The organism is Methylobacterium brachiatum (assembly GCF_900113845.1).
Lineage (GTDB): Bacteria > Pseudomonadota > Alphaproteobacteria > Rhizobiales > Beijerinckiaceae > Methylobacterium > Methylobacterium brachiatum.
In genome coordinates, this window is sequence record NZ_FOQW01000028.1 from 19,989 (window position 1) to 33,229 (window position 13,241).

Here is a 13,241-nt window from a genome sequence, read left to right on the forward strand (position 1 = left end):
AAAGCCGGATCCGACTTCTCGCATCCGGCGATCACCAAGAGCTAGGGCAGGCCGCCGCTTCCGGGAAACGGCGGCCCGCGTTCAGAGGGTCGGCTGCGCGCCGAGCAGATGATCGAGGATACGCCCTTCGAGGCGCGCCAGATCCGGATCGCCGCGCCGGCGCGGGCGCGGCACGTCGACCCGTAGGTCGAGGGCGATGCGGCCGGCCTCGACCACCAGGATGCGGTCGGCGAGCGCCACCGCCTCGGCGACGTCGTGGGTGACGAGCAGCGCGGTGAAGCCCTGCGACAGCCAGATCCGCTCGATCAGGTCCTGCATGCCGATGCGGGTCAGCGCGTCGAGGGCGCCGAGGGGCTCGTCGAGCGCCAGCAGGCCCGGCCGGCTCACCAGAGCCCGGGCGAGCGCTACGCGCTGACGCTGGCCGCCCGACAGGGTCGCGGGCCATTGTCCCGCCTTGTCGGCCAGGCCGACCTCGGCCAGGGCCGCCAGCGCCCGCTCCCGGCGCTCGGCCCGGGAACCGTGGCCGGAGAGGCCGACCGCGACGTTGTCGACGACCCGGGCCCAGGGCAGCAGGCGCGGCTCCTGGAACATGATCCGCTTCGGCGGCTCGCTCCGGCGCGGGCCGGCCTGCGGCCCTTCGAGCACGATCCGGCCGCCGGTGGGCGTCTCCAGCCCGAGGATCAGCCGCAGCAGGGTGCTCTTGCCGCAGCCGGAGCGCCCGACCACGGCGGTGAAGCCGCCGGCCGGCAGGTAGAGGTCGAGCCCCTCGATGACGGCGTGGCCGTCGAAGCTCTTGCGCAGGTCGCGGGCCGTCACGGCGATGCTGCGGCCGGCGGTGTCCGCCGGTCGAGGCGCCGGCGCGGGGGGCGCGTCGGCGACTCGGGTCTCCGGGACGAGATCGGTCGGGGCCTCGCGGCGAAGGGCGTCGAGCAGCATCAGGCGCTCCTGTAGGCGGGGTTCCAGGCGAGGCAGGCGCGCTCGAGCTGGCGCGTCAGCGCGTCCGCGAGCTTGCCCAGGGCGGCGTAGATCAGGATCGCCAGCACCACGACGTCGACCAGCATGAACTCGCGGGCCTGCATGGCCATGTAGCCGAGCCCCGACGATGCGGAGATCGTCTCGGCGACGATCAGCGTCAGCCACATGATGCCCAGCGCGTAGCGCAAGCCGACGAAGATCGACGGCAGGGCGCCGGGCAGCACCACCTTGGTGAACAGCTCGGTCCGCGACATGCCGTAGACGCGGCCCATCTCCACCAGCGCCGGATCCACCGAGCGGATGCCGTGCAGGGTGTTGGCGTAGATCGGGAAGAACACGCCGAGCGCCACCAGGAACAGCTTGGCCTCCTCGCCGATCCCGAACCACAGGATCACCAGCGGGATCAGCGACAGATGGGGCACGTTGCGCACCATCTGCACCGAGGTGTCGGTCAGCTGTTCCGACAGGCGGGAGAGGCCGTTGGCGAGGCCCAGCGCGAAGCCGATGCCGCCGCCCACCGCGAAGCCCGACAGGGCCCGCAGGGTGCTGACCCAGAGGTTGGTCCAGAGCTCACCGGTGCGCCCGGCCTCCCAGCCCGCCCGGACCACGTCCAGGGGCGCCGGCATGAACCGGTTGGAGACGAGGCCGGCGGAGACCGCGGCCTGCCAGCCCAGCAGGATCGCGACCGGCAGGAGCCAGGGCACGGCGGTGTCGCGCAGGCGGTCGAGGGCAGTCGGTCGCATCAACGGTTCTCCGCCCGGCGCTCGGGCTGTGTCCAGACCGCGTCGGCCACGCGGATCGGCTTCGGCAGCAGGCCGAGGCTATGGAAGGCGTCGGCCACCCGCTGCTGGTCGGCCACCGCCGCGGCATCCAGGGGTGTGACCCCGTAGGACAAGCGGTCGAGGGCGACGCGGAGCACGGGGGCTGGAATGCCCACGGAGGGCGCAAGTTCCGCCGCCACGGTCTCGGCATGGCCGGCCGCCCAGGTATCGACCTCCCCGATCGCCTTGAGGACGATCGCGACGACTTCCGAATTGGCATCGGTGAAGCCGCGGCGGGACAGGTAGAATTGGCGGTTGGGCGCGAGGCCCTGCGCGTCCGCCAGCACCCGGGCTCCGGTGGCCCGCTCGGCGGCAGCGAGATAGGGATCCCAGATCGCCCAGGCATCGACCGACCCGCGCACGAAGGCGGCATTCGCATCAGCCGGGGCCAGGAAGGCGAGCTTCACCGCGTCGTAGGGCAGGCCGGCCTGCTCCAGGGCCCGCACCACCAGGAAGTGGACGTTCGAGCCCTTGTTCAGGGCCAGCGTCCGGCCGCGCAGGTCGGCGACGCTGCGGACCGGGCTGTCCTTGGGCACCAGGATCGCCTCGCCCCGGGGAGCCGGCGGCTCGGTGGCGACGTAGCGCAGCTCCGCGCTCGCGGCCTGCGCGAAGATCGGGGGCGCCTCGCCGGCCGAGCCGAAATCCACCGCCCCGGCATTCAGGGCCTCCATCAGCGGCGGCCCGGACGGGAATTCCGACCACGCCACCGTGTAGCCGAGGGGCTGGAGCGCCGTCTCGAGGGTGCCGCGACCCTTCAGCAGCACGAGGGAGCCGTATTTCTGGTAGCCGACCCGGACGGTGCCGCCCGCGGCCAGGGCCGGCCGCAGGGTACTGGCCGCCGCGAGGCCGAGCCCCACGGACAGGAGGCGGCGACGGGTCGGTGCGAGCCCGAACGGGCTTGGGGAGGACGGACGATCGGGCATGCGCTCAGCCATTGCGGGCGGGTGCCGTCCAGACCGCGTCGGCGACGTGGATCGGCTTCGGGATCAGCTTCAGGGCGTAGAACCGGTCGGCGATGGCCTGCTGCTCGGCGGTGACGCGCGGAGTCATCGGGCCGATCACGAAATCGTTGCGGTCCACCGCCCGGCGGGTGGCCGGCAGCGGCACGCCGGTACCCTGCGACAGGATCGCGGCGACGTCGCCGCGGTTCTGCCGGCACCAAGCCGCCACCTCGCCCAGCGCGTCGATCGCCGCGGTGAGCACCGGGCCGTGCGCCTCCGCGAAGGCCCGGTTCGCGACGAGGAAATTGTTCTGCGGGGTGATCTCGCTGGCCAGGGCCAGCACGCGCACGCCGTCCTGCTCCTCGGCGATGGCGAGATAGGGGTCCCAGGTCGTCCAGGCGTCGATGCTGCCGCGGGCGAAGGCCGCCGCGGCATCGGCCGGCGCCAGCAGGACCGGCTCGATATCGGTGTAGCTCAGCCCCGCCTTCTCCAGGGCCGCCACCGTGAGGTTGTGCGCGCTCGTCGCCTTGGCGAAGGCGACGCGCTTGCCCTTCAGGTCGGCGAGGCTGCGCAGGGTCGAGCCCTTGGGCAGGAGGATCCCGGCGCCGGAACCGCCCCCTTCCTGGGCCGCCACGTAGACGAGGTTGGAGCGCCCGGCCTGGGCGAAGATCGGCGGCGCGTCGCCGAGCAGGCCGAAATCCAGCCCATCGACGGACAGGGCCTCGGCCAGGGGCGGACCGAACGAGAACTCGACCCAGCGCACCCGATGGCCCAGGGAGTCCAGGCGCCGCTCGATAATCCCCTGCTGCTTGGCCACCACCAGGATGCCGTTCTTCTGGTAGCCGATGCGCAGCAGGCCGGGCTCGGCCGCGCGAGCGCCCCGGAGAGCCGGAACGGCCGCAAGGGACGCGGCCAGGAAGGTGCGGCGGTCGAGCATCGCGAGGCTCACTCGGCGGCGGCGAGTTCGGCCGGGCCGGTCGTCGCGGCCGCCCGGTGCAGCAGCAGGGCGGCGAGCTGGGCGCCGGCCTCCGCGGCGCGGGCACGCACCCCGGCCTCGACCAGCACACCGTCGCTGAAATCCGCGTCGGACGCGTAGACCGCGGTCGGGATCTGCAGGGCGCCGAAGAAGCCGAAGAGCGGCCGGAAGGCGTGCTCGACCACCAGGGCATGGCGGGCGCCGCCGCCGGTGGCCACGATGGCCACGGGCTTGCCGGCCAGCGCATTGGGATCGACCAGATCGAACAGGTGCTTGAACAGGCCGGTATAGGCGCCCTTGTAGACCGGCGAGCCGACCACGAGCCCGTCCGCCTCCTCGATCGCGTCGAGCACCCGGCGGGCCGGCAGCGGCAGCTGATCGCGGGTCCAGGCGGCCCCGAGGCCGGTGCCGGCATCGACGAAGTCGAAGATGCGCCCGTCGAACGTCGCCTGGGCGCAGGCCTCGTGCAGCACCGCGTCGACCAGCGTGCGGGTCTTGGACGGGCGCTGAACATTCGCGCTCAGCCCGACGAGTCTCGGTCGTGTCATTGCAGAAGCCTTGCGACAATGCCGGGCCGTCCTGCTCGATGACGAGCGGCAGTGACGCGACCGGTTATCCGAATAGGCCGCTAGAATTGCTGGCTGCACTGCACAACGTCAATGAAACCGCTTTTCGAATTCGTCGCGAATAGAAAAATGTTCTCCTCGCAAACGCCGATTGGAAGCGTGATTTCATCTCGCGTTTTGCGCGCTCCGCCGGCGAATGGCCGCCCGATAGGACGCGCGGCCCGCTTCCGACGCGGGTTCGCTCCATCGCTCGGCTTCGAGAGAGAACCGGATGCCCCCGATGGGCCTGTTCGGAGACGGAACATGCTGTCGGGCCGGCCCTGCTGTCGAGCCCGATTCCGCTGATCGCGCTCGGGCGCTCCCGCGCCTCATCCTGGGCGCGCACCCGGGATCGGGCGCACGAAAAAGGGCCAGCCTCGGCGGCTGGCCCTGGTCGTCCGACGGCGTCGAAAGGGTCGCCTCCAGCCTCATCATCGCCGCAGCCTCTGCGCTGCGACGGTGAGGGCCGCTGGGCTTACTCGGCTGCGGTCATCTCGGCCGTGAAGTGGCCGCACCAATCGTTGGTCGTGACGACCGGCCACAGGCCCTTGGATTCCGGAGCCGGCTGGCTGACCGGCGGGTTGAAGCGGCACAGGCCGGCATCGCCCTGGGCGCTCGCGCCGTTGCCCTTGTGCTCGTCGAAGAACTTGCAGCTCTCGCAGTTCGCGCTGGCCATGTCGGATGCTCCCGTGTCGGTTCGGCGGCGTGCCGTTCTCTCTTGCGAATTAGAACAGCTACAATCTGCTGGACAACCTGCGACCGGGGGCGTGGTTCCACGCGCGGGCCGGGGCGGCGGATATTCGGGCCCTCCCCTCCTTGCCCGCGCAGAGCGCGCTCCGCTGAAACGCGATCGGCGCGCACGGAGGCTTCCGCGCGCGCCGATCGGTTGCCACATCCGCCCGCGCGCCCGCCGAGGGCGGAGTCGCGGGCGGTGTCGTGATGCGCCTGGGGTCAGAGGCTCCCCGGGCCCTTGGCCAGGCCGCCCAGCGTGAACAGGTCCACCGAGAGCTTCGCGCCGATGACGAAGGCGTCCGGGATCGGCTTCGGCCGGAGCGGGAAGCGGGTTTGATCCGGGCCGATCACGTATTGCAGGTTCGGCATCAGCCGCACCGCCGGGGTGAGCTGGATGCCGTAGCTCAGCTCGAGGATGGTCTGCAGCGTGTCGACGTTGCGGCTGCTCAGCCCGTAGGAAGCCCGGGCCGCCCGGATCCCGGCCGAGCCGAGTGGCGAGAGCTTCTCCATGGCGAACACGAACCCGAGGGTGTCGTAGGGCCGGCCCGGGAAGGTGCCGGTCAGGACGGCGCCGCCCTCCAGGAAGTAATCCTGGATCTGCCGCCCACCGGTGCCGCCCAACGCGACGCCGAACACCGACAGGCCTTGCGCGCTGGTCGGATCCGGACGCCACACCATCTGGTCGAACCGGGCATAGACCGCCGACCGACCGAACCGCGTCAGCGGGTCGAGATCGCTGAACACGCGCAGGCCGCCGCGCACGTCGTAGACCGGATCCTTATAATCGGACTGATCGAAGACCACGCCGACACTGTAGTTGCGCGGGAGCGGGTCGTTGCCGAAATTGGTCGAGTAGCCCGCCTCAACCGGGATCAGGACGCCGGTGGCGCCCCGGGTCGACCAGTCGATGCCGTTCTGGTTGGCCTGCTGGTCGCGGGGATTCACCTCGTAGACGCCGGCATGGACAAACACCTTGTCGGTGAGCCAGGCCTTGGCATGGGCGCCCCAGGTTGAAATCGGCCAATAGGTGAAGTTTGTCAGCTTGAAGATCGATTTCGGTGCGCCGCAGGTTGCGTTGTTCTGGAAATTACAATAGAGCGGCGATCCAAGGAAGTTCGGATTGGCCAATAGGCGGCCGACCTCAATGTCGAGGCGGTTGTCGAACAGCTTCTGCTCGTAGGAGACCGAGGTGAGGTGCGCCGTCTGGCCGCCGCCGTAGATCTCCTGCACGCTTCCGTCGAAGCCGATGCGGTCTTGCGCAAGGCTGCGGCCGTGACGCTGGGTCACGATGGTGTGGAACGAGCCGCCGTCGATCCCGGCGAGCCGGCCGAGGTCGGCGTCGAGACCGAACACGACCTGGCCGGCATAGGCCGATCCCTGCCGGATGCCGCCGGACGGGTTCGCGGCGAATTCGCCGGTGTAGTTCAGGATCATGCTGATCCCGTTGCCGAGATAGAACGTCCCCGGCGGCAGGCCGGGCGGTGTCGCGCTGCTGCCCTGCACGTCGATCGAGGCCGCCGCGCTGCTGGCGCCGGCCGCGCTCCGCGACTCGCGGATGGTCCGCCGCCGCGCGCGATTCGCCCGATACTTGGCCTTCGCGGCCGGGCTCGCCTTCGGGCCCGGGTTCACCAAGCTCGGTCCGCCGTCAGGCGCGTCCGCATCCTGAGCCTCGGCCGAGCGGATGCCCCCCGAGAGTGTCGCGGCGCACAATGCGAGCGCCGCCCATCGCGTGTACTTTCCCATAACAGTGACTCCCCCTTAGTAACGCGCGGCCCTGATTGGCTCTGTCGCGTTGGTGTTCCGCCGGGATCCCTCCGGTCAGTCCGTGAAGGCCTCCACGGTGCGGCGCTCGCCGCGCAGGAAAGCGTCGGCGACGTGGATCAGCGGGTTCAGGTCGACGTCGCTCGTGCCGGATCGGACGAGGGCGGCGAAACGGTCGTAGAGGCCGCGATATTCGGCCTCCGGCGGCAGCGGCTGCGGCTTGCCGTCGATGGTGAGGACGCCGCCGCCTTCCGAGAGCACCAGCACGCCGTCCTCGGTGTCGACGCGGATGTCCCAGGTCTGCGGGCCGGTCTGGCGCCAGTCGAATACCGCCTGGATCGAGGTGCCGGCGGCGTCGGCGAAGCTCAAGTCGGCGGCGATCGGCGCCTGCCGGTTCTCCGGGACCGAGAGGGTCGCGCCGGTGAGGAAGAAGGGCGGCAGGATGTGGGTGGCGATCGACAGGGCGTTGATCCCCGGATCGAACACGCCCATGCCGCCGGCCTGCCAGATCCAGGCCTGGTTCGGATGCCAGTGCCGGACATCCTCCATCCAGGCGATCGCCACCGACCGGATCCGGCGGCCCGACAGCCACTGGCGCGCCGGCTCGACGCCGGGGGCGTAGCGGGAGTGCCAACTGGCGAACAGGCTGACGCCCCGCGCACGCGCGGCCTCGACCAGGATCCCGACCTCCGCCAGGGTCGCCCCGGGGGGCTTCTCCAGGAAGACGTGCCGGCCGGCCTCGATCGCCTCGAGGGCGGCGGAGAAGCGCACCTGCGGCGGCTGGCACAGGGCGACCGCGTCCAGGTCGGGCTGTCCCGCCAGCATCTCGGTCAGCGTGCGGTAGTTCGGCACCCCCTCGAAGCGGCCTTCGCGGCTCGCCACGGCGGTCAGGGTGTAGTCCGGCGAAGCGCCGATGACCGGCAGGTGCTGGTCGCGGGCGATCTTGCCGACGCCGACCAGACCGATGCGGATCGTCCCGTTCGAAGCCGACATCTCAGAGAACCTTCACGGACAGGTCGCGGGCGGGCGCCACCGCCAGGGGATTGCGCAGCGGCAGGGTGAAGGGGGCCGCCTCGATCTCGAACACGTCCCCGGGCCGCACCGTGACGCCGTCGCTGAACGACAGGGTCGCGGTGCCGAAGAAGTGGACGTGCAGGTCGCCGGGGCGGCGGAACTGGGGGTATTTGAAGTGGTGCCGCTCGAGGTTCTCGATCGTGTGGGACATGTTCGCCTCACCCGAGAGGAACGGCTTCTCCCACAGCACGGCGCCATCGCGCCGGATGCGGCTGGAGCCGCGCACGTCGGCGGGCAGAGCCCCCAGCCACAGTTCCGGGCCGAGCGCCGCCGGACGGAGCTTCGAATGGGCGAGCCACAGGTAATTGCCGCGCTCGGTCACATGGTCCGAGAACTCGTTCGCCAGGGCGAAGCCGAGGCGCACCGGCGTACCGTCCGCGTCGATCAGGTAGAGGCCGGCGATCTCCGGCTCCTCGCTGCCGTCGAGGGCGAAGGCGGGCGACAGGAGCGGTTCGCCGGTGCCGACGATCGCGTCGCCGTCGCCCTTGTAGAACCATTCGGGCTGGACCCCGGTCTCGCCGGGGGCGGGCTTGCCGCCCTCCACGCCCATCTGGAACATCCGCATGGAATCGGTCGGGGTCGGATCCGCCGCCGCGGCGCGGTGCATCTTGTCGCGACCCTCCGCGGAGCCGAGATGCGTCAGGCCGGTGCCGCTGAGCAGCAGATGCGCGGGATCCGGATGATCGACCGGCGGCAGCAGCCGCACGGCGTCGAGATCCACGGTGTCGCCGAGGCCGAGCCGGGTTGCCGTCTCGGCCAGGCTGTCGCCTGCCGCCAGGGCCCGCCGGGCCAGGTCGAGGACGCTGTCCGCGCCGACCACGACCCGCGCCTCGCCCCCCTGCAGGATCGCGACACCCCGCCGCCCGTCGGGGGCGCGGAATTGTAGGAGTGATTGCCCCATCTCGGTTCTCCCAGGGCCGGCCTTCATCGGGCCGGCTCGAAATCAGGTGTGCCGCGCCGGCGCGTCAGCGGTCGAAGGCCGGGCTGATGGTGCCGTCGACCCTGCGGGTGAGATGCCAGGGATTGTCCGGGCGCAGGGGCTGCGGCAGCAGCGCGTCGGGCAGGTCCTGGTAGCAGACCGGTCGCAGGAACCGCTCGATCGCCAGGGTGCCGACCGAGGTGCTGCGCCCGTCGGACGTCGCCGGGAACGGCCCGCCATGGACCATCGCGGGCGCCACCTCCACGCCGGTGGGCCAGCCATTGGCCAGGATCCGGCCGGCCTTGCGGGCGAGCGCCGGGACCAGGTCGGCGGCGATATGCTCGTCGGCGCGGTCGAGATGCAGCGTCGCGGTGAGCTGGCCCGGGAGCGCCGCGACGATGCGCTTGACCTCGTCGAGATCCGCGGCCGCCACCAGGATCGCGGCGGGGCCGAACATCTCCTCCGTGAGGCCGGCATCTGCCAGGAACCGCGCCCCGTCGGTGCGCAGCAGGGCCGCGGGCGCGCCGCCCGGGCCGGCCGTCGCCCCGCGCGCCGCCACGGTCACGCCCGGGCGGGCCGCCATCTCGGCAACGCCGCGCTCGAAGCGGGTGCGGATGTCGGCGGTCAGCATCGCGTGGGGCGCGCTCTCGCGGATCGCCGCCGCGGCAGCTTCCGCGAAGGCATCGAGGTCGGAACCCGCGATACCGATCAGCAGGCCGGGATTGGTGCAGAACTGCCCCGCCCCCATCGTCAGGGACTGGACGAAGCCGGTCGCCAGCGCGGTGCTCCGCGCCCGCAAGGCGCCGGGCAGCAGCAGGACGGGATTGACCGCGCTCATCTCGGCATAGACCGGGATCGGCTCGGGGCGTCCCGCCGCCACCCGTATCAGGGCGAGGCCGCCCCCGCGCGAGCCGGTGAAGCCCACCGCCTTGATCCGCGCATCGGCGACAAGCGCCGTCCCGAGGACGTTCGACGGACCCGGCAGATAGGAGAACACGCCCGGATGCAGGTCGCTGGCCGCGACGGCCGCCCGGACCGCCCGGGCCACCAGCTCGCCGGTTCCGGGATGGGCCGGGTGGCCCTTGACCACGACCGGGCAGCCGGCGGCGAGCGCCGAGGCGGTGTCACCCCCGGCCACCGAGAAGGCGAGCGGGAAGTTGCTGGCGCCGAACACGGCGACCGGGCCGAGGGCGACGTGGCGCCGGCGCAGATCGGGGCGCGGCAGAGGCGTGCGCTTGGGCTGCGCCGGATCGATCGTGGCCTGGACCCAGTCGCCCGCGCGGACGACATGCGCGAACAGACGCAGCTGGCCGATGGTGCGGGCGCGCTCCCCCTCGAGCCGGGCCCGCGGCAGCCCGGTCTCGGCCATGGCCCGCTCGATCAGAGAATCGCCGAGATCGCCCACGGCCTGGGCGACGGTCTCCAGGAAGCTGGCGCGCAGCTCGGGCGTCGATTCGGAAAAGCTCGGGAAGGCCGCATCCGCAAGCGCGCAGGCGGCCGCGACCTGCTCCGGCCCGGCGGCCGAGAAGGCCGGCTCCAGCGCCGCCCCGCTTGCGGGATCGACGGCCCGGAACGTATCGGTCGTGGTCGCATCCTCGGCGCCGATCAGGATCGTGCCGCGGATCTCCGCGTTCGCACTCAGCTCTTTACTCATACAAATAACTTAGAGCAGTTGTGCAGTGGCTGCAAGCGTCGCGGCACTATGATGCCTGCGGGTGTCGGCGCTTGCGCTCCTACAACTTCCAGGTACGATCGCGGCGATCCTGCCCCGTCCTGGCGGCTCGGACTGGAGGTGTCGGGTGAGGGGGGATCCTGGGTACGAGGATATCAAGCTGCCGCTGGCCTCGGGCTCGCGCCGGATTCACGGCTCGGTCGCCCGCGATCTCGGCGTCGCGATCCTGGCCGGCCGGTACGCGCCGGGAGACGTGCTGCCCGGCGAGATCGAATTCTCGGAGCAGTTGAAGGTCTCGCGCACCGCCTATCGCGAGGCGGTGCGCATCCTGAGCGCCAAGGGGCTGGTCGAGAGCCGGCCCCGCACGGGGACCCGGGTGACCCAGCGCAGCCGCTGGAACCTGCTCGATCCCGACATCCTCGCCTGGGCCTTCGAGGCGGAGCCCAGCGAAACCTTCATCCGGGACCTGTTCGAGCTGCGGATGATCGTCGAGCCGGCGGCGGCGGCCCTGGCGGCCGAGCGGCGCTCGGGGCTCGACATCTCCCGGATGGGGCACGCCCTGGAGGAGATGGGCCGCTACGGCCTCGCCACCGAGATCGGGCGGGCCGCCGACCAGTCGTTCCACAACACGATCCTGGAAGCGGCCCGCAACGGGCCGCTGATGGCCCTGTCGAGTTCCATCGCCGCCGCCGTGACTTGGACGACGATCTTCAAGCAGCGTCGCAGCGCCCTGCCCCGTGACCCGATGCCGGATCACCGGATCCTGTACGAGGCGATCGTCGCCGGGGATCCCGCGGCGGCGCGTGCCGCGATGACCGAACTCGTCCGCCTCGCACTCGCCGACACCGAGCTCTCGCTGAAGGCGTGAGCCCCGCCGCCGGGATGGCGGCGGGGCTTCCCGTCAGTGGTTGTCCCGCGGCACGCCGTTGGTCTGAGCAATCCGCTGGAAGCGCTCGGCGCCCTCCAGGATCGCACCGGTGTGCATCTGCCCGACGGTTGCGCGCTGGATCGCCTGCCATGGGGTCTGGGACGCCGGATAGGCGTATCCCCCGGCTTCCTCCAGGGCCTTGCGCCGGCGCTCGATCTCGTCCGCGTCGAGCAGCATGTCGGCGGTGCCGCGCTTCAGGTCGATCCGCACCCGGTCGCCGGTGCGCAGCAGCGCGAGGCCGCCGCCCACCGCCGCCTCGGGCGAGGCGTTGAGGATCGAGGGCGAGGCCGAGGTGCCGGATTGCCGCCCGTCGCCCAGGCAGGGCAGCGCGTGCACGCCGGAGCGGATCAGGTAGGCGGGCGGGCGCATGTTCACCACTTCCGCCGCACCCGGATAGCCGACCGGGCCGGCGCCGCGCATGATCAGGATGCTGTTCTCGTCGACCGCCAGCGCCGGGTCGTCGATCCGGTGGTGGTAATCCTCCGGACCGTCGAACACCACGGCCCGGCCCTCGAACGCCTCCGGATCCTCGGGATTGGACAGGTAGCGCTCGCGGAACTCCTCGCCGATCACGCTGGTCTTCATGATCGCCGCGTCGAACAGGTTGCCGCGCAGCACCAGGAAGCCCGCGGCCTCCTTCAGCGGCCGGTCGATCGGCCGGATCACATCCTCGTCCTCGATCACCGCGTCGCGGCAATTGTCGCCGATGGTGCGGCCGTTCACCGTCAGGGCGTTCTCGTGGAGCAGCCCGCGCCGCATCAGCTGCGCGGCCACCGCCGGGAGGCCGCCCGCGCGGTAATAATCCTCGCCGAGATACTCGCCCGCCGGCTGCAGGTTGACCAGGAGCGGCACGTCGAGGCCGTGGGTCTGCCAGTCGGCGATGTCGAGCTCGACCCCCGCGTGGCGGGCGAGCGCGGCCAGGTGGATCGGGGCGTTGGTGGAGCCGCCGATCGCCGAGTTGAGCACGATCGCGTTGAGGAACGCCTCGCGGGTCAGGATGTCGGTCGGCTTGAGGTCCTCCGCCACCATCTCGACGATGCGCTTGCCCGTGCGGTAGGCGACTTCCTGCCGGTCGCGGTAGGGCGCCGGGATCGCCGCCGAGCCCGGCAGCATCATGCCGAGCGCCTCCGCGAGCGCGTTCATGGTCGTCGCCGTACCCATCGTGTTGCAGTAGCCGGTGGAGGGGGCGGACGAGGTGACCAGCTTGATGAAGCCCTCGTGGTCGATCTCCCCGGCGGCCAGCATCTGGCGCGCGCGCCACACGATGGTCCCGGAACCGGTGCGCTGGCCCTTGTACCAGCCGTTGAGCATCGGGCCGACCGACAGGGCGATGGCCGGGATGTTCACGGTGGCGGCCGCCATCAGGCAGGCCGGGGTGGTCTTATCGCAACCGGTCGTCAGGACCACGCCGTCGAGGGGGTACCCGTACAGGAGCTCGACCAGGCCGAGATAGGCGAGGTTGCGGTCGAGGCCGGCGGTGGGCCGCTTGCCGGTCTCCTGAATCGGATGGACCGGGAATTCGAGCACGATGCCGCCGGCCTCGCGGATGCCCTCGCGCACGCGCTCCGCCAGGACGAGGTGGTGACGGTTGCACGGCGACAGGTCGGACCCGGTCTGGGCGATGCCGATGATCGGCCGGCCCGAACGCAGCTCCTCCAGGCTCAGCCCGAAGTTCAGGTAGCGCTCCAGGTAGAGCGCCGTCATGTCGATATTGTCGGGGTTGTCGAACCAGGCGCGCGAACGCAGGGGCCGGGTCTTCGGGTGATCGGTCATTTCTCGTGGGTCCGGTGGGCGGAGCTGGTGGAGAAGCGGTAGGTGATGACGTTCCGGTAGGTCG

12 protein-coding genes are annotated in these 13,241 nt (G+C 71.3%); 1 reads left to right on the plus strand and 11 read right to left on the minus strand.

Annotated elements, in window-relative coordinates; all coding sequences use genetic code 11:
- Positions 1 to 81 precede the first annotated feature (81 nt).
- From BMZ47_RS26025 to BMZ47_RS26070, 10 genes are all read right to left on the minus strand, one after another.
- Positions 82 to 936, minus strand: coding sequence for an ABC transporter ATP-binding protein (locus BMZ47_RS26025; RefSeq protein WP_091865125.1), 855 nt, complete (start codon positions 934 to 936; stop codon positions 82 to 84).
- Positions 936 to 1,718 carry an aliphatic sulfonate ABC transporter permease SsuC gene (gene ssuC, locus BMZ47_RS26030; protein ID WP_007557992.1) on the minus strand — a complete coding sequence of 261 codons (783 nt, stop codon included), beginning with the start codon at positions 1,716 to 1,718 and terminating at the stop codon, positions 936 to 938. Before ssuC ends, BMZ47_RS26025 begins: the two co-directional genes overlap by 1 nt.
- Entirely contained in the window at positions 1,718 to 2,731 is a 1,014-nt protein-coding gene (locus tag BMZ47_RS26035; RefSeq protein ID WP_091865127.1) for a sulfonate ABC transporter substrate-binding protein, read from the minus strand. The genes ssuC and BMZ47_RS26035 overlap by 1 nt, the downstream gene beginning before the upstream one ends.
- Positions 2,724 to 3,674: an aliphatic sulfonate ABC transporter substrate-binding protein gene (locus BMZ47_RS26040; RefSeq protein ID WP_091865146.1), complete on the minus strand. Its 951-nt coding sequence runs from the start codon at positions 3,672 to 3,674 to the stop codon at positions 2,724 to 2,726. The genes BMZ47_RS26035 and BMZ47_RS26040 overlap by 8 nt, the downstream gene beginning before the upstream one ends.
- An 8-nt stretch (positions 3,675 to 3,682) precedes the next feature.
- Complete coding sequence (msuE, locus tag BMZ47_RS26045; RefSeq protein ID WP_091865129.1) at positions 3,683 to 4,261, minus strand: FMN reductase; 579 nt, start codon at positions 4,259 to 4,261, stop codon at positions 3,683 to 3,685.
- Between the two features lie 532 nt (positions 4,262 to 4,793).
- Positions 4,794 to 4,994, minus strand: coding sequence for a hypothetical protein (locus BMZ47_RS26050; protein ID WP_050735995.1), 201 nt, complete (start codon positions 4,992 to 4,994; stop codon positions 4,794 to 4,796).
- Positions 4,995 to 5,269: 275 nt separating this feature from the next.
- On the minus strand, positions 5,270 to 6,793 hold the full coding sequence (locus tag BMZ47_RS26055) for a carbohydrate porin (protein ID WP_007558001.1): 1,524 nt from the start codon (positions 6,791 to 6,793) through the stop codon (positions 5,270 to 5,272).
- 75 nt (positions 6,794 to 6,868) lie between these two features.
- Positions 6,869 to 7,804 (minus strand): Gfo/Idh/MocA family protein, encoded by a 936-nt coding sequence (locus BMZ47_RS26060; RefSeq protein WP_091865132.1) that lies wholly within the window; start codon positions 7,802 to 7,804, stop codon positions 6,869 to 6,871.
- 1 nt (position 7,805) lies between these two features.
- Positions 7,806 to 8,786, minus strand: coding sequence for an AraD1 family protein (gene araD1 / locus BMZ47_RS26065; RefSeq protein WP_091865134.1), 981 nt, complete (start codon positions 8,784 to 8,786; stop codon positions 7,806 to 7,808).
- Positions 8,787 to 8,850: 64 nt separating this feature from the next.
- Positions 8,851 to 10,458, minus strand: a complete 1,608-nt coding sequence (locus tag BMZ47_RS26070) for an aldehyde dehydrogenase (NADP(+)) (protein WP_091865136.1) — start codon at positions 10,456 to 10,458, stop codon at positions 8,851 to 8,853.
- 145 nt (positions 10,459 to 10,603) lie between these two features.
- Between BMZ47_RS26070 and BMZ47_RS26075 the strand changes: the two genes are divergently transcribed.
- Positions 10,604 to 11,344 (plus strand): FadR/GntR family transcriptional regulator, encoded by a 741-nt coding sequence (locus BMZ47_RS26075; RefSeq protein ID WP_050736000.1) that lies wholly within the window; start codon positions 10,604 to 10,606, stop codon positions 11,342 to 11,344.
- Positions 11,345 to 11,377: 33 nt separating this feature from the next.
- On the opposite strand, the gene BMZ47_RS26080 is transcribed toward BMZ47_RS26075, so the two are convergent.
- Entirely contained in the window at positions 11,378 to 13,177 is a 1,800-nt protein-coding gene (locus BMZ47_RS26080; protein WP_007558009.1) for an IlvD/Edd family dehydratase, read from the minus strand.
- Positions 13,178 to 13,241: the final 64 nt, after the last annotated feature.